Below are 23813 nucleotides of genomic sequence, written 5' to 3'. Positions count from 1 at the left end.
CTCTTGCTATCTTTGATATAAAGATACACGAATTGTATTATACGCTATAACCTATGGATAAATTTAGAAAAGAATTTCCTGTACTTAGAAAAGGAATTTACGCAAATACCGCTGTGTACGGCCCGTTGTATGATTCGTTATTGGATTGGCGTCAAGAGCATGATTTAGATTTTTTACTTTCCGGTAGTGATATGCGAGGAGAGGCGCTAAAGGTAATATCGGACACGCGTTCTGCGGTAAGTACGTTTTTTAATTGCAAAAGAGAAAACGTAGCATTGGTCAATAATTTTTCTTCTGGACTAAATGTTCTGTTAGAAGGTTTAGATGTTAAAAAGAAAATATTACTTGTAGAAGATGATTACCCTTCATTGAACTGGAGTTTTGAAAAAAGAGGGTATGATATTGAGTATGTAAAACTCTCCGAACATGTAGAAGAGGAGATTCAGGAAAAAATAGAAAACAACAAGATAGATGTCTTGGCCTTGAGCCTTGTACAATGGTTAGATGGGTTTTCAATTGACCTCGAGTTTCTGAAAAAAATAAAGATACTGTATCCTCATGTACTTATTATAGCAGATGGAACTCAGTTCTGTGGTAGTACCAATTTTGATTTTAACAACTCTGGTATAGATGTGTTGGGGGCTAGCGCATACAAATGGTTATTGGCAGGCTATGGTAATGGATTTATGCTTTTTTCTGATCAAGTTGAAAATGAATTTGATTTGAATACTATTGGATTTAATGCTGCTGATGGAAATTTTGATAAGAAGAATTCAATTCGGTTTGCAAAACAGTTTGAACCTGGTCACCTTTCATCCATGAATTTTGGAAGTTTAAAATTCTCCATTGATTTTTTTGAAAGAATTGGTATGGAAAGGATAGCGGAGCATAACGGTAATTTGTCGTTAATGGCGAAAACCGAATTTAAAAAATTAGGGCTTTTGACTGATAGGGTTGTAAACAGAAAAAGCCATAGCACTATATTTAATATTAAAGCCAATGATGCGATGTATCAAAAATTATTGGAGAACGATGTCTTTTGCGCTCAGCGAGGTGATGGTGTTAGGTTAAGTTTTCATTTTTATAATACTGAATCAGAAATAGATGCCATTGTAAAAATCTTGAAAACAGGCAGATAGCTTTCGTGATTAAGTAATTTTGTAGGATAAAATTTCATTGTCCTTCTATAAAGGATTTAAATTTTGAGAATTTGATAAAAATGTCTTATCCATTGTAAATGAGTGTTTTAATATGCTAATTTTGCCTAAAATATTAAATTCTGTATCATGGCAATTGCAAAGAAGTATTTAAAAACTAAGCCAGTATGTAAGGTTACTTTTACGGTATCTCCAGAAGATGCAAAAAAGGTGGCTGTAGTAGGTGATTTCAATAATTGGAATGCAAAAAAGAGTGAATTAAAGAAACAAAAGAATGGTTCTTTTAAAGGTACTTTTGATTTACCTAAAGAGAACTCTTTTGAATTTAAGTACCTTGTTGATGGCGAGTACATAAACGATGCGCAGGCAGATCGTTACCAATGGAATGATTATGCTGGTTCTGAAAATGCAGTTTTAGAGTTGTAGAATAATAGCGAGTGTACAATATAAGAGCCCTTCAATTTTTGAAGGGCTCTATTGTTTTTATATTTAGATAAATGCTAAGCTATTTTAAATACACAATTTTTGTAGCTATGTGTTTTGGATTGGAAAGCTGTGGTTAACTGTAATCCAGATTCTTTGGCTAGCCAGTCAATAATTTGGTCATCATATTTTTGGGAAATTTCTGTGTGTATGGTTTCCCATTGTTTAAAATGAACTGTAAGATCTAAAGATTCAATTCTCACGGTTTGCTCAATTTTAGAAACCAAAAAGCTTTTTGCGGTTCCGGTTTCGGGGTCGTAAACTTCCCAATGTAAAAACTGTTCTAGATCAAAATTGCCTTCGAGCTCACTATTGATTCTTGCAAGTATATTTTTATTGAATGCAGCTGTAATTCCTTCTTGGTCATTGTAGGCATCTAAAATGGTCTGTGGATTCTTTTTTTGGTCAAAACCCATTAAAAGTAGATCGTTAGGCTGCATGAGTTGCTGAATTTTTTCCATAAACCCAACGGCTTGGTCATGCATAAGATTGCCAATATTTGAGCCGAGAAATAGAATGACCTTTCTGTTTTTTCTAGTATTTATCTCTTTCAATGCTTCAAAATAAGTTCCTTGAAAAGGCTGTACGTTAACTTCTGGCAATTCTATTTTGCAGGAGTCATGTAGTTGATTTAAGGCGTTGTTGCTTATATCTATAGGCACGTAGGTAAAATCTATTTTTTTATCACTGAATTCTTTTAAAAGAATTTTTGTTTTTTTACCATCACCAGCCCCTAACTCTATTAGGTCAAAGGTGCCAGAACCGGAAAATAGTGCTGTAATTTCGTGTTTGTTTTGTTCAAGAATCTCATATTCGCAATTGGTCAAGTAATAGGTTGGCATTGCCATGATATCCTGAAAAAGCTTATCTCCTTTTTTGTCGTAAATATATTTTGACGATAGGTGTTTAGGGTAATCGGTTAAACCGGAATACACCTCTTTTTCGAATTCAGTTGTAACGGTTGGTGCTATGTTAGTGTCTTGCATAATTAGTATGTCGTAATTATTTGGCTAACCTTATACCGGTGAACTGCCATTTTAAATCTGTTTGAAAAAAATTGCGATATGTATGTCTTGCGTGTTTATTGGGTGTAGCTACAGAACTACCTCTAAGCACTTTTTGGTTTACCATGAATTTGCCGTTGTATTCGCCTAAAGCACCGTCTATTTTTTTGTAATTAGGGTAGGGTAGGTATGCACTTTCTGTCCATTCCCAGCGTTGTCCCCATGTGAACAAATGTTGTGCGGCTTCCCATTCAAATTCAGTGGGTAGTCTGCAGTTTTTAAATTGGGCATATGCAAATGCCTCAAAGTAGGAAATATGTGTTACGGGAGCGTTTAAGTCAATTTCGGTTAGTCCGTTAAGACTATAATAGTGCCATTTTCCATCAATTTCATGCCAATATAAGGGTGAGTTTACATTGTTTTGTTGCACCCAGTCCCAACCGGCTGCATGCCACAGGTCAAAACGTTTATAGCTATCTTCTTTTATAAAATCAATATATTCTGCATTGGTAACTAGTCTGTTAGAGATTTGATAGTCATGTAGGTATACTTTGTGTCTTCCTAATTCATTATCAAAACAAAAATCTGTGGAATTATGACCTATTTCATAAATACCTTCTTTCATATGAAGCCAACGTTGTTCATCTTTATCAGCAGTGTATTCTATGAATGTGTCTGAATATTTAGGTAATAAGGGATTGTTTCCTAAAATGTATTTTATATCTGTAAGTAATAATTCTTGATGCTGTTTTTCATGATGAATTCCAATCTCAAGAACTTCTAACAATGCTTTGTTTGTGTCCAATTCTAGCAATTTTATCATTGCCTTGGTAACATAATCTCTATATTCATACACCTTTTTAACGGAAGGTCTAGATAAATTACCACGATCGGCACGTATAACGCGTTTGCCTACGGTTTCGTAATAACTATTGAATACGAACGAAAAATCTTCATCGAATATTTGATACGAAGGATCGTAAGATTTTAGTATAAATTCTTCAAAAAACCAAGTGGTGTGACCTAGGTGCCATTTTGGGGGAGAAACGTCAATTATGGGTTGTACCACATAATCTTCAATTTCTAGGGGCTTACAAATAGCCTCGGTGTGCTCTCTAGTTTCTATAAAGAAATCTAAGAACGTATCAGTGCTGACCATGAAAACAATTTTATTGTAAGTTAAATAAAATTGCTCAATGGGTTTTGACCTTATAAATTAAGAAATTGATACTAAACAGCTACTATCCCTTTTATATGGGGATGCGGGTTATAGTATTCTAGTGAAAAATCTTCGAATTTAAAATCGAAAATATCTTTAACATCAGGATTTATTTTCATTTTCGGTAATGGTCTAGGGTCTCTGCTGAGTTGTAGTTCAACCTGCTCCATATGATTATTGTAGATATGGGCATCACCGAAAGTGTGTATAAAATCGCCCGCTTCGTATCCACAAACCTGTGCCATCATCATGGTGAACAATGCGTAGGAGGCAATGTTAAAGGGTACACCCAAGAATATATCTGCACTACGTTGGTATAATTGACATGAAAGTTTGCCATCTGCAACGTAAAACTGAAAGAAGGCATGGCATGGTGGTAATGCTGCTTTACCGTTAGCTACATTTTCAGAAAAAGATTTAGAAGTATCTGGCAGTACGCTTGGGTTCCATGCAGAAACTAACATTCTTCTGCTGTTGGGGTTTGTTTTTAAGGAATGTACAACTTCTTTGATCTGATCAATTTCATCATTGTTCCAATTGCGCCATTGATGACCGTATACAGGTCCAAGATCACCGTTTTCATCTGCCCATTCGTTCCAAATACGAACCCCGTTTTCTTGTAAATATTTAATATTGGTATCACCTTTTAAAAACCACAATAGTTCATGTACAATTGATTTTAAATGCAGTTTTTTGGTGGTCACCATTGGGAAACCTTCGCTGAGGTCAAAACGCATTTGATATCCAAAAACACTTTTAGTTCCGGTTCCTGTACGGTCACCTTTTTGGTTTCCTTCTTTTAGAACATGTTTTAAAAGGTCGTGATACTGTTTCATAGCAATAGAATTAAATATAACGCCGAATATATTTATGGGCGGAATACAAAAATACTATTTAGATGAATTTTTGTAGTGAGAATAAAGTACGGGTTATAAAATCTTATTAACTAAAATTATTTTGGCAAGATCGCTTATCCTAAAATCATGCCCGCAATTGTGGCAGAAAGTAAAGAAGCCAACGATCCGCCCAAAACAGCTTTCATTCCAAATTCAGATAGAGTCTTTCTTTGCCCTGGTGCTAAGGATCCAATACCACCGATTTGAATACCTATTGATGCAAAATTTGCGAAACCACATAACATATACGTAGCCATTATTACAGACTTGTTATACGTTAAATTGGCACCTGTGGTGATATCTTTTAATTCTGCTAATTGAATGTAGCCTACAAATTCGCTCGCTACTAGCTTTATGCCCAGTAACTGCCCCATTAGCATAATATCCTCATTGGCAACACCTATGAGCCACATTAAAGGAGCGAAAATAGTACCAAGTATAGCTTCTAGTGAAAACTTTGAATATGAGGTATTGTCAGCAATCCAACCATTAAGATAGGTCAAGTCCCCTGTCCATTCCAATATACCGTTGACCATGGCGATAATAGCAACAAATACCAAAAGCATGGCGCCTACATTGACAGCAAGTTTTAAGCCTTCTGTTGTGCCGTTTGCAATAGCATCAAGAACATTGGCACCAATTTTTTCTGAAGAAACGTGTACATCACTGTTAACTTCTTCGGTTTGCGGATATAATATTTTAGAGATAACAATAGCGCCAGGAGCTGCCATAACGGATGCTGCCAACAAATGTTTGGCAAAAACTAATTGTAATATCTCGTCTTCGCCACCTAAAAAACCTATGTATGCAGCCAATACTGCACCGGCAACTGTAGCCATGCCACCGATCATAACCAGTAGAATTTCTGAACGTGTCATCTTTTCTAAATAGGCCTTTATTAGAAGTGGGGCTTCGGTTTGACCAAGAAAAATATTTCCTGCGACCGAAAGACTTTCCGGTCCAGATATGCCCAATGTTTTTGAAAGTGCCCAAGCAAGCCACTTTACCACTTTTTGAATAAGTCCTAAGTAGAACAATAGCGATGTTAATGCAGAGAAAAATATAATTGTTGGTAATACTTGAAAAGCAAAAATATATCCAAAGGTACCAGTGTCTACTACAAGCCCCTCAAAAAGAAACTTGCTGCCGGCACGTGTGAATTCTAAAATACTTACGAAAATTTTACCTATTTGTTCAAAAACTAATTGTACAAAAGGCACTTTTAAAACTCCAATAGCAATGACCAATTGTAATACCAGACCAATACCTACCGTTTTCCAATTGATGGCCTTTCTGTTTGAACTGAATAAAAAAGCTAATAGTAAAAGAACCAGCATACCTAAAATGCCTCTTCCCAGACTGTTGAGGCTAAATCCTTCATTGATTTCCATGTCCATTACATTGTTAGCGGAAACGTCTTCAACCAAAGTAGTATCGGTTGCGTTTTCTACTGGTATGGTTACGTCTACGTCTTGAGCAAATGTAATTGTGGTAAGAATTAGTGCAAAAAATAGCAGCCATTTGCCCTTTTTCATAAACTATAATTTAATGTTTAATTGCGTTTAGAGATTTCATCTCTCAGTTTTGCCGCTTTTTCGTAGTCTTCGTTGGTGACCGCCTTTTTTAATTCAGCCTCAAGTTCTTCAATGGTTAGTTCAGTGTAGCCATCGGTAGCACCAGAATCTATCTCAACCGTTTCACCTTCCTGTAGTATTTCATCTACCATAATGCTGTCGTCACTTTCTTTCTGGTCTTTCTCTTTAGAGGAAAACTTCAAGAATATACCTGCCTTGTCCAAAATGGTTTTATAGGTGAAAATCGGGGCGTTAAAGCGTAGTGCCAAGGCAATGGCGTCACTGGTTCTTGCATCAATAATTTCTTCTATACCATCTCTTTCGCAAATTATGCTAGAATAGAATACCCCATCTACCAATTTATGGATAATGACTTGTTTGATTACAATATCAAACCTATCTGAAAAGTTTTTAAACAAGTCGTGTGTAAGCGGTCTTGGGGGTTTTATTTCTTTCTCTAGGGCTATGGCTATAGACTGTGCTTCAAAAGCACCAATAACAATTGGTAACTTTCTGTCACCCTCAACCTCGTTCAAAATAAGTGCATATGCACCATTTTGGGTTTGACTGTAAGAGATTCCTTTTATTTTTAATCGTACTAGACTCATAGATTTTAAACTAAAAAAGGCTGTTCGAATACTTGGGCTCCAATTATCCGAACAGCCCTTTAAGGGGCACAAAATAACAAAAATTTAGCCGTTTTGTGCTTTAAAATCCTTTAATTTTTCAATCAATTGAGGAACTACTTCAAAGGCATCTCCAACAATTCCATAATCTGCAGCTTTAAAGAAAGGAGCTTCAGGGTCGTTGTTGATGACAACTTTAGTTTTAGAGGCACTTACACCGGCTAAATGTTGAATGGCTCCAGATATACCAATGGCAATGTACAAGTTACTGGCAACCGGCTTTCCTGTTTGTCCAACGTGTTCACCATGAGGTCTCCAGCCAAGATCTGAAACAGGTTTGGAGCAAGCTGTAGCCGCACCTAGTACATCTGCTAATTCTTCTATCATTCCCCAGTTTTCCGGTCCTTTAAGACCTCTACCTGCAGAAACTACGATATCGGCATCGGCAATGGTTGCTTTACCAACAACCTTATCTACTTCAATGGATTTTGTGTCATTGGTAATGCCATCGGTAGCGGCGCTAAATTCTTCGACCGAAACATCTGTACTGTTTTCGTGAGCGCCAAACGCATTATTTGATACACCAACAATTTTAATATCGGTATCTATCTGTGTGTGCGCAAAACCTTTATTACTGAAAGCTGTTCTTTTGACCATAAATGGTGAAGTGCTTTCTGGAGCTTGAACTACATTAGGTGCGTAGCCTGCAGATAATTTAGCGGACAATAGTGGCGCTAAATACTTGGTATCTGTGCTAGAACTTAAGATGACCACCTTAGCATCTGTACTTTTTACGGCTTCGGCTATTGTTGTTGCGTAAGCGCCTGCGTTAAATGTTGCAAGTGCCTCGTCTTTAACGTTCAACACCTTGGAAACCCCGTAGTTTCCTAAACTATCGTTTTCTTCGCTGTTGAATGATATTGCCGTAACGGTAGTGCCCATCATTTTGGCAACTTCAGCGGCGTAAGAAGCTACTTCGAACGCATTCTTCTTAAATTTTCCTTTTTCTGATTCTGTATATACTAAAACTGACATCTTTTCTTTTGTTTTTAATGTTTACCTAAATAAAAGGTTATTAAATGACTTTTGCTTCATTGTGCAATAAATCAACCAATTGATCTACACTATCGGCTAGTTTAACTTGACCTTTAGGAGCTGGCTTGTCGAATTTTTTATCCTCGGTTGCTTTAAGAGCGTCAACAGGCTCAACCACTGTAAGGCTCTTTTTTCTTGCCATCATGATACCTCTCATATTAGGTATACGAAGATCACTTTCCTCTACAAGTCCTTTTTGGCCACCAACAACTAATGGTAAACTACTTGTCAATTTTTCTTTTCCACCATCAATTTCCCTAACTGCGGTAACATTGTCACCATCAATTTCAAGGCTAATACAAGAGTTGATGAAATTCATGTTCGTTAACGATGCCAAAATCCCAGGCACCATTCCGCCATTGTAATCAATAGATTCTCTACCGCCGATTACTAGATCGTAACCACCATTCTTAACCACTTCGGCTAATTGTTGGGCTACCGAGAAACCATCTGTAGGTTCGGTATTTATTCTAAAAGCTTCATCTGCTCCAATAGCCAGTGCTTTACGCATTGTAGGTTCAACACTTGGTCCTCCAACAGTTGCAATATGTACTGATGCACCTTGTTTTTCTTTGAACCACATAGCTCTGGTCAGTCCAAATTCATCATTTGGGTTAATTACGAACTGTACACCATTGGTGTCAAATTTAGTATCGCCATCCGTAAAATTAATTTTGGACGTCGTATCTGGAACATTACTTATACAAACTAATATCTTCATGAGTAAAAACTTTATATCTAATGGTGACGAAGATAGCTAATAAAATCCAAATTTACTATGCATGCATAGTAAATTTTATAACTTTTTTTAAATCTGGCATTCTATTTTTTGATATTATATTTCCTATTTTTGCTTGCTTTCTAGCATTTAACAAAGAATAATTTTACCATACATGAAAACACTACAATTTAGGCAAGCAATAGCCGAGGCCATGTCCGAAGAAATGAGGAGGGATGAATCTATCTATTTGATGGGTGAAGAAGTAGCGGAATATAATGGCGCATACAAGGCTTCTAAAGGAATGTTGGATGAATTTGGCCCAAAAAGGGTAATTGATACTCCGATCTCCGAGCTTGGTTTTGCTGGTATAGGGGTTGGTTCCACAATGACGGGGAACAGACCTATTATAGAATTCATGACCTTCAATTTTGCTTTGGTAGGTATTGATCAAATAATCAATAATGCTGCCAAGATCAGACAAATGTCCGGTGGTCAGTTTCCTTGCCCTATTGTATTTAGAGGGCCAACTGCATCTGCAGGTCAATTAGCGGCAACGCATTCACAAGCGTTTGAAAGTTGGTATGCTAATTGTCCAGGGCTTAAAGTGGTTGTACCATCTAACCCTGCCGATGCAAAAGGATTATTAAAAGCTGCCATTAGAGATGACGATCCGGTTATTTTTATGGAGTCTGAGCAAATGTATGGTGATAAAGGTGAAGTTCCAGAAGGTGATTATACCATTCCATTAGGTGTTGCGGATATTCGTAGAGAAGGTAAAGATGTTACCATAGTTTCTTTTGGTAAGATCATTAAAGAGGCGGATAAGGCTGCCGATGAATTGGAGAAGGATGGCATTAGCTGTGAAATAATAGATTTACGTACTGTAAAGCCATTGGATTACGAAGCTATTTTAAAATCAGTAAAGAAGACCAATAGATTGGTCATCTTAGAGGAGGCTTGGCCGTTTGGTAACGTAGCAACAGAGGTTACGTATCACGTTCAGGCGCATGCATTTGATTATTTAGATGCTCCTATTGTAAAAATAAATACGGCAGATACACCTGCACCTTATTCTCCGGTATTATTGGAGGAGTGGTTGCCTAATCACAAAGATGTGGTAAACGCTGTTAAAAAAGTTTTATACAAATAAGATAAAGATATTGTAAAGTACCTTAGCTTCTCCGACCAAGTCTGGAGAAGCTTTTTTTATTGGTATGCTATTTGCCACAAAACATTATTATTGAACTACGTATTTTAATGAGAGGGATATTTTTTATAATCTTAAGTCTAAGCTTTTTTATGCTGCAGGGGCAAACCAAAATTGGTGGCATGGTTGTAGACGAGCAAGGTGAACCTGTATCCTTTGCCAATGTATTCTTTAAAAATTCCACAGAAGGTACCATTACCAATGATGATGGTAGGTTCTATTTGGAATCTGAAAATGATTATAATACGGTAATTATATCTTTTATCGGTTATACCGAGTATGAGCTTGAATTAAAAAACAAAGTCTCTTATGACCTGAAAATCATTATGGTCGAAGCTGCTGAGCAGTTAAATGAGGTGGTGCTAATATCGGGTAAGCAATCTAAAAAGAATAATCCGGCAGTCGATATCCTTAGAAAAATCTGGGCAAAAAAACGTCAGAATGGGGTTCGACAGTTTGATCAATATGCTTTTGATAAGTATGAAAAGGTAGAATTTGATTTAAATACCATTGACAGCGCCCTAATTAAAAGTAAAGTGTTTAAAGGTCTTGAATTTGTTTTTCAAGATTTGGATACCTCACGTATTACGGGTAAAACCTATTTGCCAATTTTCTTGAACGAGACTTTTTCTAAAGTCTATGGCGATAATAAGATCAAGGAAGAGAAAGAAGATGTTCTAGGGAATAAAAATTCAGGTTTTGAGAATAATCAAGCAATAATAGCTTTTGTTAAGGATTTGTATCAAGAATACGATGTCTATAATAACTACCTGAAATTTTTCGATAAAAGTTTTACGAGTCCTTTGTCCAAAACTGGGGTAGATGTCTATAACTATGCGCTAAGGGACAGTGCGTTTATTGATAGCAAATGGTGTTATAATATTGTATACTATCCTCGCCGTAAAAATGAATTGACCTTTAAGGGAGATTTCTGGGTAAATGATTCTACTTGGGCAATTAAGAACATCAATTTACAGGTAACCAAAAGTGCCAACATTAACTGGGTAAAAGAAATTTACATTGAACAAGATTTCGATGTGGTCAACGATTCTGTATTTCTTTTAAAAAGAGATTATATGTTGAGCGACTTTAGTTTCAACAAAAAGGAGGAGTCTAAAGGACTTTATGGCAAAAGAACTACGGTGTATGATAATTACGAATTCAATAAGCCAAAGCCAAAGGAAGCTTATAGAAAAGATCGTAACCCTTTAGATGTTACCCAAATTATCAAGGATGATGAGTTTTGGCAAAAAAATAGATTGGAAAGCTTAAATAAAGACGAACAGGGTATTTATAAATTGCTTGACACCTTGAAGACGGTGCCAAAATTCAAGACTTATTATAATCTGGTCAGCATACTGGGGTCTGGTTATGTTGAGGTCGATAAATGGAATTTGGACCTGGGTTCGGTATATGATTTTTTTGGGTACAATAATGCCGAAGGTGCTAGGGTTAGACTTGGTGCTAGAACGTATTTTGGTCAAAATGACCTATGGCGTATAGAAGGGTATACGGCATATGGGTTTAAGGATCATAAGTTCAAACATGGCTTGGCGGGTAAAATGCTCATCGATAAAAACAGTAGACTGATCATTTCTGGGGGGAATAGAAGGGATATAGAGCAACTTGGGGTTAGTTTGACCGCTACTAATGATGTTTTAGGGCGTAGCATAGCATCATCATCTTTATTGACAGTAGGCGCTAATAATAGGTTGACGAATATCAACCTAAGTGCATTGAATTTTGAAATAGAGCCGTTAACCAATTTAAAACTCTCTGTGGGTGGTACATTTAGAACCTTGAGTTCTGCCTTGCCCGGTGATTTTAGTTTAGATTATGTAGATCCTGAATCTCCAACAGGTGTTTCGTCAGAAATACGACAGTTTGATTTTAATGCTCTTTTATTATATACCCCGGGTAAGAAAACCATTGGCTTTGGAGTTGAGCGTAGAGATGTCAATGATACCTATAGTACTATTTTACTGAATTATACCAAGGGAACCAAAGGCGTTCTTGATAGTGATTTTGATTACAGTAAGTTACAGTTTTCATATAGTCAACCTTGGCAATTGGGCGGATTTGGTAGATTGCTAAGTACGGTAGAGTTGGGTAAAACCTTTGGTGAGGTGCCTTTGGGCTTGCTGAGTGTGGTGCCGGGTAACCAGACCTTTTTCTCTAATTATGGTACTTTTCCAAATTTAGATTTCTATGAATTTGTGACAGATACCTATGCTGCAGTACATTTGCAACATAATTTTAATGGAAGGTTCTTTTCAAGGATCCCATTTTTAAGAAAGTTCAATTTAAGGGAATTGGTGGCTATACGCGGAGTGTGGGGAGATTTGTCTGATGAGAACATAGCATTGAGTGCTCCTGCTACCGTAAATACACCTTTAATGGCACCATCGGAAAAAATATATTATGAGTATTCTTTTGGAATTGGAAATATTTTCAAGGTATTTAGATTGGACTTCAATTTTAGGGGAAACTATTTAGAGAATCCAGATGCTAGAAAGTTTGGTGTAACAGGAACTTTTGGATTTGTCTTTTAATTCAGCTAATTTTTACAATTATAACAACTAAGCAACGTTTCAATACAAACTATAAATTAAACAACTTTTAAATATGGCTACAGAAAAAGGACTAACCTTTGATGTTTTAATAGAAATTCCGAAAGGAAGTAGAAACAAGTATGAATACGATTTTGATCTACATAAAATTCGTTTTGATCGTATGTTGTTTTCTTCAATGATGTACCCAGGGGATTACGGATTTATTCCAGAAACCTTGGCTTTGGATAAAGATCCATTAGATGTTTTGGTAATGGGTACGGAACCTGTTTATCCAATGACGGTAATGGAAGTAAAACCTATAGGTGTTTTCCATATGACAGATGAAAAAGGACCAGATGAAAAAATAATCTGTGTACCGGTTTCTGATCCAATATGGAGCAACAATAATGATATTAGTGACCTAAATCCGCATAGATTAAAAGAAATTGAGCATTTCTTTCAAGTCTACAAAGATTTAGAGGAGAAAAAAGTAGATACCGGTGGGTGGAGCAATGCGGAGAAAGCCGTTGAAATTTACCACGAATGTGTAGAAAGATATGATAAGAGCGAGCACAAGGCAAAGCGAACTTTTATGATATAAATAATATTTCACTTCATTTAAGCCACTTTTCATAAAGAAAAGTGGCTTTTTTTATTCTATTCTAATTTACTACATTAGTCAGATAAATTTCTAACAACTAACAACAGATTAAATGGAGTCAACAATGATTTACATGCCAATTCTTATGGCAGTACTAGGCCTAATTTACATGGGTATTAAAAGATCTTGGGTATTGAAACAACATGCCGGAGATGGAAAAATGAAAGAAATATCAGATTATATCTATGAAGGGGCTTTGGCTTTCTTAAGTGCAGAATATAAACTTTTATCAATTTTTGTGGTTATAGTGAGTGTTTTACTTGCAATTGTTTCTTTTGTTGTCCCAACAACACATTGGCTAATTGTAATCTCCTTTGTATTTGGAGCTATATTTTCTGCATATGCAGGTAATATTGGAATGAAAATAGCAACAAAGACCAATGTGCGGACTACACAGGCGGCACGTACTAGTTTGCCAAATGCATTAAAAATTTCTTTTGGCGGTGGTACGGTTATGGGACTTGGTGTAGCCGGCTTGGCCGTATTGGGACTTACCATATTCTTTATTGCCTTTTTTCAGTTTTTTATGGGGGGCGTTTGGACATCTACTATGGATATGACCATAGTGCTGGAAACACTTGCAGGTTTTTCCTTAGGAGCAGAATCAATTGCATTGTTTGCTCGTGTAGGCGGTGGTATTTATACGAAAGCTGCTGATGTTGGTGCAGATTTGGTAGGTAAGGTAGAAGCGGGTATTCCTGAAGATGACCCTAGGAACCCGGCCACTATTGCTGATAACGTGGGTGATAACGTTGGTGATGTTGCCGGTATGGGAGCTGATCTGTTCGGGTCTTACGTGGCAACGGTACTGGCTGCAATGGTTTTGGGTAATTATGTAATTAAAGATATGGGCGGTAGCATTTCTGATGCTTTTGGCGGAATTGGACCAATTCTGTTGCCAATGGCAATTGCGGGTGCTGGAATTATCATATCCATAATTGGTACTATGCTCGTTAAAATAAAAGATAATGAGGCGAAAGAAGCTCAGGTAATGGGTGCTTTGAACATTGGTAATTGGACATCTATTGTTTTAGTTGCCATTTCTTGTTTTGCCTTAGTAACATGGATGTTGCCCGAAACCATGAAAATGGAATTTTTTGGTGAGGGGTTAATTGAGATTTCATCTATGCGCGTATTCTATGCCACCTTGGTAGGGTTGGTGGTAGGTGCCGTAATTTCTTCGGTGACCGAATATTATACGGGGTTGGGTAAATCCCCAATTTTAAAAATAGTTCAACAGTCAAGTACAGGTGCCGGTACAAACATTATTGCAGGTTTGGCAACGGGTATGATCTCTACTTTTCCATCTGTTCTTTTGTTTGCTGGTGCAATATGGGCATCATATGCCTTTGCGGGGTTTTACGGTGTTGCCTTGGCGGCATCTGCAATGATGGCGACAACTGCTATGCAGTTGGCTATTGACGCTTTTGGACCAATATCTGATAATGCAGGGGGTATTGCCGAAATGAGTGAGCAAGAACCAATTGTGAGGGAAAGAACCGATATTTTAGATTCTGTAGGAAATACGACTGCCGCAACGGGTAAAGGTTTTGCCATTGCATCCGCAGCGTTAACTTCTTTGGCATTATTTGCTGCTTACGTTACGTTTACCGGAATTGATGGCATCAACATTTTCAAAGCTCCGGTTTTGGCAATGTTGTTCGTTGGTGGTATGGTACCGGTAGTATTCTCTGCTTTGGCGATGAATGCCGTGGGTAAGGCCGCTATGGAAATGGTACATGAGGTTAGAAGGCAGTTTAAGGATATACCTGGTATTATGGAAGGTACGGGTAAGCCGGAATATGATAAATGTGTGGCAATTTCTACTCAGGCTTCTTTAAAAGAAATGATGTTGCCGGGTCTGTTGACAATAGGTTTTCCATTGGTTATTGCTTTTGCTCCATTATTGTTCGGAATGAACAAATTGGCCATTGCGGAAATGTTGGGCGGCTACATGGCCGGTGTAACAGTTTCCGGAGTATTATGGGCAATTTTTCAGAACAATGCTGGTGGTGCCTGGGACAATGCTAAGAAGTCTTTTGAAGCCGGTGTTGAAATTAATGGGGAAATGACCTATAAAGGTTCAGAAGCTCATAAGGCAGCTGTAACTGGTGATACTGTCGGTGATCCATTTAAAGATACTTCTGGACCGTCAATGAATATCTTGATTAAATTAACCTGTTTGATCGGCTTGGTCATTGCGCCAATCTTAGGCGGACATACAGAAGATGGAGTTGCTATGGTGAACAATACAAAAGAAGTGACAATAGAAATGAATGTTGAAAGTGAACAATTGGTAGAGGCCATTGTGACTTATGCTACAACTGTTGATGGGGAATTGGTTACGGAAGAAGTTGTTTACAGCGGAACTAAGAGCGAAGTCGAAGAAAAGCTGAAGGCATTTGAAAAGGCTACCATTGAAAAGAAGGGTACGGCAACCGAAATAACTATTGAAAAAGTGGAGATCAATAAACAATAATTCCCCGCTTTATATATAAAACCATCAGCCTAGCTGATGGTTTTTTGTTTTTAAACTATTCTAGTTTAAATGTAATTGGTATGGCAAATGAAACCTTTACGGCAGAGCCTCTTTGTTTACCTGGTGTCATTTTAGGTAGTTTAGATAAAATTCTTACGGCTTCTTTTTCTAGTACATCGTGCGGACCTCTTTTTTGAATAGCGCCGATGGTACCATCGTTGTTAATCATGAATTGAGTATTTACTCTACCTTGAATTCCCATTTCTTGAGCTAGTTCTGGGTAGCGGAAGTTTTTACGAATGTGTTTTTGCATCATTTCATTGAAGCAGGCGCGTTTGTCTTCTGCGCTTTCACAACCAGGAAATATAGGAACCTCTTCAATAGTTGTCCAAATTACTTTTACTTCTTCTGGTTCTTCAATAACTTCAAAATCAGAGGGGTCTACAATTTTCGTGTCGGTGTCAACTTTAATTGCAATAACCTCAGTTTCGATAATAGGTTCATCATCTTCTATGATCTCTATTTCAATAGGTAAGACCTTTGGTTTTGGCGGTGGGGTTGCCTTTAATTCAATAATAGTCGCTTCTTCAATAATGGAATCATCAACCTTGTTCAGGGCTACATCTATTTGATTGATGGGGTCAAAGGATTTCCATTCCAAGGCGGTGTATACCATGGCTAGTACTAATAATAGTCCAATCACGAAGAATGTTCCGCTTTTTTTGTTTAGATCTTTTTGTGGATTCTTTTTTGGTCTCATAATCTTTCATTTTTTTTTGACTTGTGTGAACAAGACAGGTTATTTTTCCTTTTACTTGTTTAAAAGTATAGCATAGGTGTTGCCGCTAAAATGAGTAATGAGCTAACCCTTGTTTTGAATGAGTGAATGGTCTAAACAAAATATTTTCAAAAGTTTAATGGCTTTGATAGGCTGGTAAATTGATAATTCTTGAAATAAATATTTTAAAGGTTGTTGAAAGACCGTAATTTTAACGCCATGGGTATTTTTAAGAAAGATAAACTTCAGATCATCAACTTTCAGTCGTATGGGAGTGCTACACGTTTGTATGTAAGGGGTAGAGCGATTGAAGATGAAAATATCGATTTGGATCAAAAAGGGATTTTCAATTTAATGAAGAATACCTGGAAACGTTTTGAGACCGATGAAATTAAAAATGCACCAATAAAGATTACTTTTTCAAATGGCAACACGGTGCAAGGTGTTACTGATAATGATGGGTATTATTTAATTGATGAGAATATTGAAGGACTGCAAAATTTGGCAAATGAAGAAGGTTGGGTCAAATTTGAGTTGTCATTTAGTAATACCAAATTAAAAAGGGAGATTCTTTTAAAGAATAGGTTTCCTGGAGAAATGCTAATACCCAGTGCTAATGCAAAATTTGGGGTAATCAGTGATATAGATGATACCATTTTGCATACCGGTGTAGTATCTTCTTTAAAATGGAAGGTTATTATAAATACCATGTTCAAAAGGGCTACAAAACGTTCTCAATTGGAAGGAGCTTCGGATTTTTATACAAAATTACATTTAGGCAAATCTGGCGATGAGGCCAACCCTATTTTTTACGTAAGCCATAGCCCATGGAACTTATACAGGTATTTGGAGCTCTTTTTAAAAACTAACAATTTTCCTAAAGGTCCGGTTCTTTTACGAAGTATGGCAAGTTTTAAAATGCGAAAGAAAAGTGATGAAAAACCGCAAAAACAAAAGGAAATCAGCAATTTGCTCATGTCTTATCCCAATTTGCCATTTATTTTAATTGGTGATAGTGGTGAAAAAGATGGTGATATCTATCAAGAGATATCAACTCTATTTCCGGGCAGGATAAAAGCTATTTATTTGCGTAGCGTAAATCATTCCAAACGTATGGCACGAATAGAAAATCTCTTTGCGGATTTTAAGGATATTCCATTTTTAATGGTCAATAAAACCGAGGAAGCTATACAGCACGCCAAGAAAAACGGATTTATATAAGGTTTAATTCTTTATATTCTTGATAGGGTTCCATCTGGTGTCACCAAAATCATTTAGAGCATTGATCAATTGAAAGCTTTTAAAATGTTGTAAATCGGCCGTTGAAATTCTTTTTTCCGTTATTTTATTTTCATCTAATAACCTAGCTCTACAAGTACCTTCAAGTAAAGGGGTAGAAGGGGTTACAATATGTTCGCCATCGGTCAGTAGAATGTTAGCGTAAGAGGCATCGGTAATAAATCCGTTCTTAATGATCAAAACATCATCACATTGGTCACGTAGCTTAAAAAGGTTGTTCAATTTTTTACGATTGTTTCTTTTAACGGCGTATGAAATAGTATCATCATTAACCAATTGAAGAGAGGTGGCTATGCTATTTTCATATTCGGAAATAGAAAAACGGGTACCGTGCTGTTTATAGCCAATACGTAACTTGTATTTTAATGTATTGTCTAAGTTGGTAAGGTGAATACCATCAAATAAAGAATAGGTTGGGTGGGTTTTATATTGTTGCATGTAAGAAGCTCTAAATCTAGCTTCGTGGTATTGTTCGTTTTTAATTTCACTATTTTCTATACAAACAGATTCAAATAATGGGTACATATATTTTTTCTAAAAGTTCGTGATATTCTTCTTCCATTTCGCTAAGGTGGGTTATACCGCCACCACTTTTGTAGAAAAGCGTATCGTTAATTTTTTCAATAAATCGAATGCTGACCGCACTATCGATTTGTTGTCCGTCGAAAACCCCAAAAATTCCCGTGTAAAATCCACGCGGTGTTATTTCTGCCTTTGAGATAATTTCCAAAGTTTTCTTTTTAGGAGCCCCGCTAATTGATCCTGCGGGTAATGTTTTTAATAGTAATGTGGCAAATTCATCTTTCCAGTGTTTAGGAAGCTCTCCCTGTATTTCCGTGCTGGTCTGTAGTAATTCTTGATCTTCTTTTTTAATTTTATCTACATACCTAAATTTATTTACCCTAACCTTTTTTGCGATCATAGAAAGATCATTTCTAATTAGATCAACAATGGTGTTATGCTCATACAGCTCTTTTTTATTGGATAACAACAACTCTTTGGCATTGGGTATATTGCTGTTGATCGTACCTTTCATTGGATAAGAGAATATGTTGTCCTCCTTTATTTTAAGATAACACTCAGGTGAAAAAACAACAAATAGATCTTTATATAAAAGCTTATATGGCGCATGCGCTTTTTGGTAAATCTCCTTTAGTTCTAACGGGGTGTCAAGCGCCGTTGGAAAGGTAAGGTTTAATAAAAAGCTATTACCTGTTTTTAACTCATGTTTTACTGATGAAAAAGCTTGCTTGTAAATTTCTTCTGAAACCAATGTTGGTTTCAGGTCAAAATTTAATTTTTCTAAAGATGAAGAAGCTAGATTTCCATCATTGCCGTTACCCTTTATATTGAAAAAGATATTTTCGTTAGCAGCTTCTTCAAACGTAAAAACCTGTTTCGTTGTTTTGTCAAAATCTATGATAAATAAAAAGGGAACTCCATCTTGAAGAAAGCGGGTAACTTTATGTTCAAAATTTTCCAATGGTTTCGGGCTTTGCAAAAATGAACCTAAAATAGACCGTTGATTTGAGCGTCAATTTTATTTAGAATACTTCCTAAATCTTCAGGGTTGTCCACAAAATCCAAATCATCTACATCAATGATCAATAAATTGCCTTTGTTATAGCCATGTATCCAAGCTTCGTAACGTTCGTTCAACCTGCTCAAATAGTCAATGGAAATGGTGTTTTCATATTCCCTGCCTCTCTTATGAATTTGTTTTACCAAATTAGGTATAGAGCTGCGTAGGTAAATGAGAAGGTCTGGTGGATCCACCAGGCTTTCCATTAGATCAAATAAACTAGAGTAATTTTGAAAATCCCTATTGGTCATAAGACCCATAGCGTGTAAGTTGGGCGCAAAAATATGTGCATCCTCGTAAATGGTCCTATCCTGTATAATTTCTTTACCGCTTTCCTTGATCTGTAAAATTTGGCGGTATCTACTATTTAAAAAGTAAATCTGGAGGTTAAAGCTCCAACGTTCCATTTGATTGTAAAAATCATCTAAATAAGGGTTCTCTACTACATCTTCAAAATGAGCTTCCCAATTATAATGTTTTGCAAGTAATCTGGTTAGGGTCGTTTTTCCTGCACCGATATTTCCGGCAACTGCTATGTGCATAGAATTAAATTGATTAATGGTTGTGTTCTTGTTCCCAAGAAGAATTCGATGGTACAAGATACAAGATAACAACAGGAAGTAAAAACATATTTGTTGTATGGCATAAAAAAAATGAAAGCAACGTAATTATTAACATACTTCAATTAAACCAAAAGCTAAAATTGGTGTCATACAAGCATTCTAATACGTACACATGAAGATATATAAGTGGTTTTTGAGTTTTATAATCCTTTGTATGGGCATAAACTTGCATGCACAGGATTTTCAAGGAAAAGCGGTATACCAGAGTAAAACTCAGGTAAATTTTGATTTTGGAAACCGAAATATACCAGAGGACCGAAAAAAGGAGATGATGGAGCGTATTAAAAAGGCAAACGAGAAAACCTTTATACTCAGCTTTGATAAAACAGCATCTATTTATAAAGAAGAAGAGAAATTAGAGCAACCTGGAGAAAGAGGTGGTGGTCGTGGACCGCGGTTTGGAGCTGTGGCCGGTACAGATGGCGATTTATATAAAAATATAAAAGAGCAAAGGTATTTGATAAAGAACGAGCTTTTGGGAAAGATTTTCTTGATCGATGATGAGTTGGAGACCTTGGAGTGGAAAATGGGTGGCGAGTCTAAAAAAATAGGAAATTATACGGCGTTCAAGGCAACGGCAACAAAGACTATAAAGCGACCCAATATGAGTGCCATTTTTAGAAGACCTGGTAGAGGCGGGCAAGATAATGAAGAGAAGGAGAAAGAAGCTGAATTTACCATTAAAGAAGTAGAGATCGTTGCTTGGTATACTCCCGAAATTCCTATAAATCAAGGTCCTGGTCTGTATTGGGGTTTGCCGGGGTTAATATTGGCGGTGAACGATGATATCACCACAATTGTGTGTTCGGAGATTACAATGAATCCTTCGGAGAAAATGGAAATAAAAGCACCTAGCAAAGGAAAAAAGGTCAGCCAGGCAGAGTATGATGAGATTTCTCAAGAAAAGATGAAAGAAATGCGAGAGAATTTCAGGAATAGAGGTGGTCGTGGTGGCGGTAGGCCAAACTAATAAAAGTGCTTTTTAATTCATTTCAATTTATACCTATTACATGAGAAACAAAGTGCTTTTAACACTATTGCTAGTGGTGACGTCTGCTGTTGCCTTGGCCCAAGAAATTTCATTGTCCGGTACGGTTAAGGACAGTTTAGGGGTTGGTGTAGATATGGCCAACGTCATTGCGATCAATACGGCTACACAAGGTTTGGAGTCTTACGGTATAACCAACCATGCAGGGCAATTTAAATTGAAGTTGAAAACTGGTGAGCAATACACGGTTAAAGTGAGTTATCTTGGTTTTAAACCGGAGTCGTTTACTTTTACCGCTGGGCAGAATGATGCGATAAAGGATATTGTTTTGCAAGAGCAAGCGGCACAATTAGATGAGGTAGATGTTACTTATGAAATGCCGGTTTCGGTAAAAGGGGATACTATTGTGTATGATACGGATGCCTTTGTATCCGGTACCGAAAAAAAATTAAAAGATGTACTTGAGAACCTTCCCGGTATTGAAATTAACGATGACGGCCAAATTGAGGTAGAGGGTAAAACCGTGAGCAAGGTCATGGTAGAGGGCAAAGACTTTTTTGATGGCGATAGTAAATTGGCGGTAGAAAATATTCCAGCTAATGCATTAAGTAAGGTAGAGGTGTTACGTAATTTTAATGAGGTTTCACAAATGAAGGGACTCACCAATGACGATGATAATGTGGCCCTGAATATTAAACTAAAAGAGGGGAAGAAGAATTTTTGGTTTGGGGAGTTAACTGCCGGTTATGGTCCAGATGATAGGTATTTGGCCCATCCAAAATTGTTTTATTACAGTCCTAAATACAGTATTAATATTATCACTGACCTTAACAATATTGGTGAAGTACCTTTTACCCGTAATGATTATAGGAATTTTACCGGTGGATTCAGAAATCTAAATTCAAGAGGAGGTAGTTCTATTTCTACAGGGGCAGATGGCTTAGGGCTTTCGTCTGCCCAGAATAATAGGGCAAATGATATTGACACAAAATTTGCCGCCGCAAATTTTAGCTATGCACCCATGGAGGGATTAGATTTAAGTGGCTTCGGTATTTATTCGTACACCGGTACCATTTTAAAATCAGAAGGAGTTACATCTTACATTGCCAGTAATGATGTGGAAAGTACTACATCAAATACAGATCAAACAATACATTTGGGTCTGGCTAAATTGAGTGCCAAATATCAGCCAAATGATAGTTTTCAGTTAGATTATGACGCATTGTTAAAACAATCTGATGATACTGAAGAAGTAAACGTACTGTCCATTTCATCTATAACTGATGAGATTGCAGAGGTGAAGAAACAAAAACCGTTATCAGTAAATCAAAATCTGAACATTTACTATACTTTGAGCGATAAGAATATTTTTGCCGTAGAGGCGCAATATTTGTATCAAGATGAAGATCCATTTTATGAAGCAATTAGAAACGAGTTTGCCTTTGTAGATATTTTTCCGGTAGATGAGAACCAAGAGTTGTATAACATTAATCAGGCAAAACAAGTAGTCACCAATAAGGTGGACGCAAAAGTGGATTATTACAGGGTTTTGGGTAGCAAAAGCAATATTAATTTGACTTTGGGTACCACACAGAGCAATCAAAACTTTAATTCGAACATATTTCAGATTTTAGATAATGAAGATGTTTTAAATATGAATGGCAATGATTTTGGTAATGACGTTGCCTTTCATGTTTCAGATGTTTATGCCGGCTTACATTATAAGGTTATTTCAGGAATTTTCACGTTTAATCCGGGTGTTACCTTACACCAGTTTAATGTAAAAAATGAGCAATTGGGTAGTGTGGTCAAGGATAATTTAACGTCATTGTTGCCAGATGTATATATAAACGCCCAGCTTAAAAAGTCAGAAAACTTACGATTCAATTATCAAGTAACCCGTTCGTTTACAGATGTAAGCAATTTTGCTCAGGGTTATGTGTTGAACAACTATAATTCGCTGTACAGTGGTAACCGGGATCTGGAAAGTGCGTTGAATCATAATGTGTCGTTGAATTTTTTCAGTTTTAACATGTTCAACTTCACCAATATTTTTGCCAACGTGGCATACACTAAACGAATAGATGCCTTAAAAAGCGGAGTGAACATAGTTGGTATCAACAGGGTCAGTAGTACCATCAACTCTAATTTCGATGATGAATCTTTTACGGCAAACGGAAAATATGAGCGTACTTTTGGTAAGATAAAAGCATCGGTGCAAGGTAATTTAGGTTGGTCTACCACCAATAACCTTGTTGATGATGAGCAGCGAACCTCAAATTCTTTGACACAGAATTATACGGGCGCACTTTCTACGAATTTTAAAAATGCGCCTAACTTGGAGTTGGGGTATAGGTACACCGTAAACAATTATGAAAATGGTGATTTGGAAACTACCTTTTACACCAGTAGGCCCTATGCCCGTTTTGATGCCAGTTTTTTAAAGAACTTTATTTTTACCGTAGATTATGACTATTATAATTATACGGATAAGGAAGATACCATAACCAATACCTATAGTTTTTTAGAGTCCAATTTAACCTATCAAAAGAAAGATAGCCGTTGGGAATATGGTATTAAGGGTACCAATTTATTGAATACCACTACATTGAATAGGGATAGTACCAATGAACTTTACTTTAGTACACAGGCGTATTTTGTACAACCTAGGTATGTGCTATTTTCTGTAAAATATGATATATAATATTTGATGATTCTAGCAGGATAAAGAGCCTTAATTTTAATTGGGTCAATAAATAACATCATATTAAGATAAGGAACAGAACATTTTTTCTATTTTTGCATCTGAATTAAAAAAAAGAGGAGGGATTTGACTGATTGCAACCTCTGTTTTAGCCTTAGGGTATAA

At 36.6% G+C, this 23813-nt stretch carries 20 protein-coding genes; 9 read left to right on the top strand and 11 right to left on the bottom strand.

Going from position 1 to position 23813, the window contains the following annotated elements:
- Positions 1–53 precede the first annotated feature (53 nt).
- Positions 54–1139 carry an aminotransferase class V-fold PLP-dependent enzyme gene (locus YQ22_RS04425; protein WP_071340209.1) on the top strand — a complete coding sequence of 362 codons (1086 nt, stop codon included), beginning with the start codon at positions 54–56 and terminating at the stop codon, positions 1137–1139.
- A gap of 147 nt (positions 1140–1286) precedes the next feature.
- Complete coding sequence (locus tag YQ22_RS04420) at positions 1287–1583, top strand: isoamylase early set domain-containing protein (RefSeq protein WP_058105286.1); 297 nt, start codon at positions 1287–1289, stop codon at positions 1581–1583.
- A gap of 74 nt (positions 1584–1657) precedes the next feature.
- On the opposite strand, the gene egtD is transcribed toward YQ22_RS04420, so the two are convergent.
- The 7 genes from egtD to YQ22_RS04385 form a co-directional block, all read right to left on the bottom strand.
- Complete coding sequence (gene egtD / locus YQ22_RS04415) at positions 1658–2626, bottom strand: L-histidine N(alpha)-methyltransferase (RefSeq protein ID WP_071340208.1); 969 nt, start codon at positions 2624–2626, stop codon at positions 1658–1660.
- A gap of 16 nt (positions 2627–2642) precedes the next feature.
- Positions 2643–3803 carry an ergothioneine biosynthesis protein EgtB gene (gene egtB, locus YQ22_RS04410; protein WP_071340207.1) on the bottom strand — a complete coding sequence of 387 codons (1161 nt, stop codon included), beginning with the start codon at positions 3801–3803 and terminating at the stop codon, positions 2643–2645.
- A 71-nt stretch (positions 3804–3874) separates the two neighbouring features.
- The gene (locus YQ22_RS04405; protein WP_071340206.1) at positions 3875–4699 is read right to left on the bottom strand and encodes a thymidylate synthase; all 825 of its coding nucleotides are present in this window, start codon (positions 4697–4699) and stop codon (positions 3875–3877) included.
- Between the two features lie 134 nt (positions 4700–4833).
- The gene (locus YQ22_RS04400) at positions 4834–6156 is read right to left on the bottom strand and encodes a NupC/NupG family nucleoside CNT transporter (RefSeq protein ID WP_232231386.1); all 1323 of its coding nucleotides are present in this window, start codon (positions 6154–6156) and stop codon (positions 4834–4836) included.
- 155 nt (positions 6157–6311) lie between these two features.
- Positions 6312–6941, bottom strand: a complete 630-nt coding sequence (locus YQ22_RS04395) for a bifunctional nuclease family protein (protein WP_058105291.1) — start codon at positions 6939–6941, stop codon at positions 6312–6314.
- A gap of 84 nt (positions 6942–7025) precedes the next feature.
- Positions 7026–7994 carry an electron transfer flavoprotein subunit alpha/FixB family protein gene (locus YQ22_RS04390; protein WP_058105292.1) on the bottom strand — a complete coding sequence of 323 codons (969 nt, stop codon included), beginning with the start codon at positions 7992–7994 and terminating at the stop codon, positions 7026–7028.
- Positions 7995–8034: 40 nt separating this feature from the next.
- The gene (locus YQ22_RS04385) at positions 8035–8775 is read right to left on the bottom strand and encodes an electron transfer flavoprotein subunit beta/FixA family protein (RefSeq protein WP_058105293.1); all 741 of its coding nucleotides are present in this window, start codon (positions 8773–8775) and stop codon (positions 8035–8037) included.
- 172 nt (positions 8776–8947) lie between these two features.
- Between YQ22_RS04385 and YQ22_RS04380 the strand changes: the two genes are divergently transcribed.
- From YQ22_RS04380 to YQ22_RS04365, 4 genes are all read left to right on the top strand, one after another.
- The gene (locus tag YQ22_RS04380) at positions 8948–9925 is read left to right on the top strand and encodes a pyruvate dehydrogenase complex E1 component subunit beta (protein ID WP_058105294.1); all 978 of its coding nucleotides are present in this window, start codon (positions 8948–8950) and stop codon (positions 9923–9925) included.
- Positions 9926–10032: 107 nt separating this feature from the next.
- Positions 10033–12534, top strand: a complete 2502-nt coding sequence (locus tag YQ22_RS04375) for a DUF5686 family protein (RefSeq protein ID WP_071340204.1) — start codon at positions 10033–10035, stop codon at positions 12532–12534.
- Between the two features lie 73 nt (positions 12535–12607).
- Positions 12608–13135: an inorganic diphosphatase gene (locus tag YQ22_RS04370; RefSeq protein WP_058105296.1), complete on the top strand. Its 528-nt coding sequence runs from the start codon at positions 12608–12610 to the stop codon at positions 13133–13135.
- Between the two features lie 112 nt (positions 13136–13247).
- The gene (locus YQ22_RS04365; RefSeq protein WP_071340203.1) at positions 13248–15674 is read left to right on the top strand and encodes a sodium-translocating pyrophosphatase; all 2427 of its coding nucleotides are present in this window, start codon (positions 13248–13250) and stop codon (positions 15672–15674) included.
- Positions 15675–15729: 55 nt separating this feature from the next.
- Here YQ22_RS04365 and YQ22_RS04360 read toward each other — a convergent pair whose 3' ends face one another.
- Entirely contained in the window at positions 15730–16434 is a 705-nt protein-coding gene (locus YQ22_RS04360) for an energy transducer TonB (protein WP_071340202.1), read from the bottom strand.
- Between the two features lie 213 nt (positions 16435–16647).
- Between YQ22_RS04360 and YQ22_RS04355 the strand changes: the two genes are divergently transcribed.
- On the top strand, positions 16648–17673 hold the full coding sequence (locus YQ22_RS04355; RefSeq protein ID WP_335626708.1) for an App1 family protein: 1026 nt from the start codon (positions 16648–16650) through the stop codon (positions 17671–17673).
- A 3-nt stretch (positions 17674–17676) separates the two neighbouring features.
- Here YQ22_RS04355 and YQ22_RS04350 read toward each other — a convergent pair whose 3' ends face one another.
- Genes YQ22_RS04350 through YQ22_RS04340 form a run of 3 tightly spaced genes read right to left on the bottom strand, consistent with a single transcriptional unit; the run spans position 17677 to position 19875 of the window.
- Positions 17677–18276, bottom strand: a complete 600-nt coding sequence (locus tag YQ22_RS04350; protein ID WP_071340200.1) for an aminotransferase class IV — start codon at positions 18274–18276, stop codon at positions 17677–17679.
- Positions 18260–19234, bottom strand: coding sequence for an aminodeoxychorismate synthase component I (locus YQ22_RS04345; RefSeq protein WP_071340199.1), 975 nt, complete (start codon positions 19232–19234; stop codon positions 18260–18262). Before YQ22_RS04345 ends, YQ22_RS04350 begins: the two co-directional genes overlap by 17 nt.
- Positions 19235–19260: 26 nt before the next feature.
- Positions 19261–19875, bottom strand: coding sequence for a deoxynucleoside kinase (locus YQ22_RS04340; RefSeq protein ID WP_058105302.1), 615 nt, complete (start codon positions 19873–19875; stop codon positions 19261–19263).
- Between the two features lie 193 nt (positions 19876–20068).
- Here YQ22_RS04340 and YQ22_RS04335 point away from each other — a divergent pair, with 193 nt between their 5' ends.
- Positions 20069–20926: a GLPGLI family protein gene (locus YQ22_RS04335; RefSeq protein ID WP_071340198.1), complete on the top strand. Its 858-nt coding sequence runs from the start codon at positions 20069–20071 to the stop codon at positions 20924–20926.
- A gap of 40 nt (positions 20927–20966) precedes the next feature.
- The gene (locus YQ22_RS04330) at positions 20967–23648 is read left to right on the top strand and encodes a TonB-dependent receptor (protein ID WP_071340197.1); all 2682 of its coding nucleotides are present in this window, start codon (positions 20967–20969) and stop codon (positions 23646–23648) included.
- Positions 23649–23813 lie beyond the last annotated feature (165 nt).

The organism is Maribacter sp. 1_2014MBL_MicDiv (genome assembly GCF_001865655.1).
Lineage (GTDB): Bacteria > Bacteroidota > Bacteroidia > Flavobacteriales > Flavobacteriaceae > Maribacter > Maribacter dokdonensis.
The sequence above is the reverse complement of the archived record's forward strand: the minus strand, read 5'-3'. Positions and strand labels throughout refer to the sequence as shown.

What these genes read in the sequence shown, in the direction of transcription:
- YQ22_RS04360 (WP_071340202.1), bottom strand. Translation starts at nt 16,434, where the DNA reads ATGAGACCAAAAAAGAATCCACAAAAAGATCTAAACAAAAAAAGCGGA.
- YQ22_RS04400 (WP_232231386.1), bottom strand. Translation starts at nt 6,156, where the DNA reads ATGGACATGGAAATCAATGAAGGATTTAGCCTCAACAGTCTGGGAAGA.
- YQ22_RS04405 (WP_071340206.1), bottom strand. Translation starts at nt 4,699, where the DNA reads ATGAAACAGTATCACGACCTTTTAAAACATGTTCTAAAAGAAGGAAAC.
- YQ22_RS04350 (WP_071340200.1), bottom strand. Translation starts at nt 18,276, where the DNA reads ATGTACCCATTATTTGAATCTGTTTGTATAGAAAATAGTGAAATTAAA.
- YQ22_RS04340 (WP_058105302.1), bottom strand. Translation starts at nt 19,875, where the DNA reads ATGCACATAGCAGTTGCCGGAAATATCGGTGCAGGAAAAACGACCCTA.
- YQ22_RS04420 (WP_058105286.1), top strand. Translation starts at nt 1,287, where the DNA reads ATGGCAATTGCAAAGAAGTATTTAAAAACTAAGCCAGTATGTAAGGTT.
- YQ22_RS04375 (WP_071340204.1), top strand. Translation starts at nt 10,033, where the DNA reads ATGAGAGGGATATTTTTTATAATCTTAAGTCTAAGCTTTTTTATGCTG.
- YQ22_RS04390 (WP_058105292.1), bottom strand. Translation starts at nt 7,994, where the DNA reads ATGTCAGTTTTAGTATATACAGAATCAGAAAAAGGAAAATTTAAGAAG.
- YQ22_RS04380 (WP_058105294.1), top strand. Translation starts at nt 8,948, where the DNA reads ATGAAAACACTACAATTTAGGCAAGCAATAGCCGAGGCCATGTCCGAA.
- YQ22_RS04330 (WP_071340197.1), top strand. Translation starts at nt 20,967, where the DNA reads ATGAGAAACAAAGTGCTTTTAACACTATTGCTAGTGGTGACGTCTGCT.
- YQ22_RS04385 (WP_058105293.1), bottom strand. Translation starts at nt 8,775, where the DNA reads ATGAAGATATTAGTTTGTATAAGTAATGTTCCAGATACGACGTCCAAA.
- YQ22_RS04370 (WP_058105296.1), top strand. Translation starts at nt 12,608, where the DNA reads ATGGCTACAGAAAAAGGACTAACCTTTGATGTTTTAATAGAAATTCCG.
- egtD (WP_071340208.1), bottom strand. Translation starts at nt 2,626, where the DNA reads ATGCAAGACACTAACATAGCACCAACCGTTACAACTGAATTCGAAAAA.
- egtB (WP_071340207.1), bottom strand. Translation starts at nt 3,803, where the DNA reads ATGGTCAGCACTGATACGTTCTTAGATTTCTTTATAGAAACTAGAGAG.
- YQ22_RS04425 (WP_071340209.1), top strand. Translation starts at nt 54, where the DNA reads ATGGATAAATTTAGAAAAGAATTTCCTGTACTTAGAAAAGGAATTTAC.
- YQ22_RS04395 (WP_058105291.1), bottom strand. Translation starts at nt 6,941, where the DNA reads ATGAGTCTAGTACGATTAAAAATAAAAGGAATCTCTTACAGTCAAACC.
- YQ22_RS04335 (WP_071340198.1), top strand. Translation starts at nt 20,069, where the DNA reads ATGAAGATATATAAGTGGTTTTTGAGTTTTATAATCCTTTGTATGGGC.
- YQ22_RS04365 (WP_071340203.1), top strand. Translation starts at nt 13,248, where the DNA reads ATGGAGTCAACAATGATTTACATGCCAATTCTTATGGCAGTACTAGGC.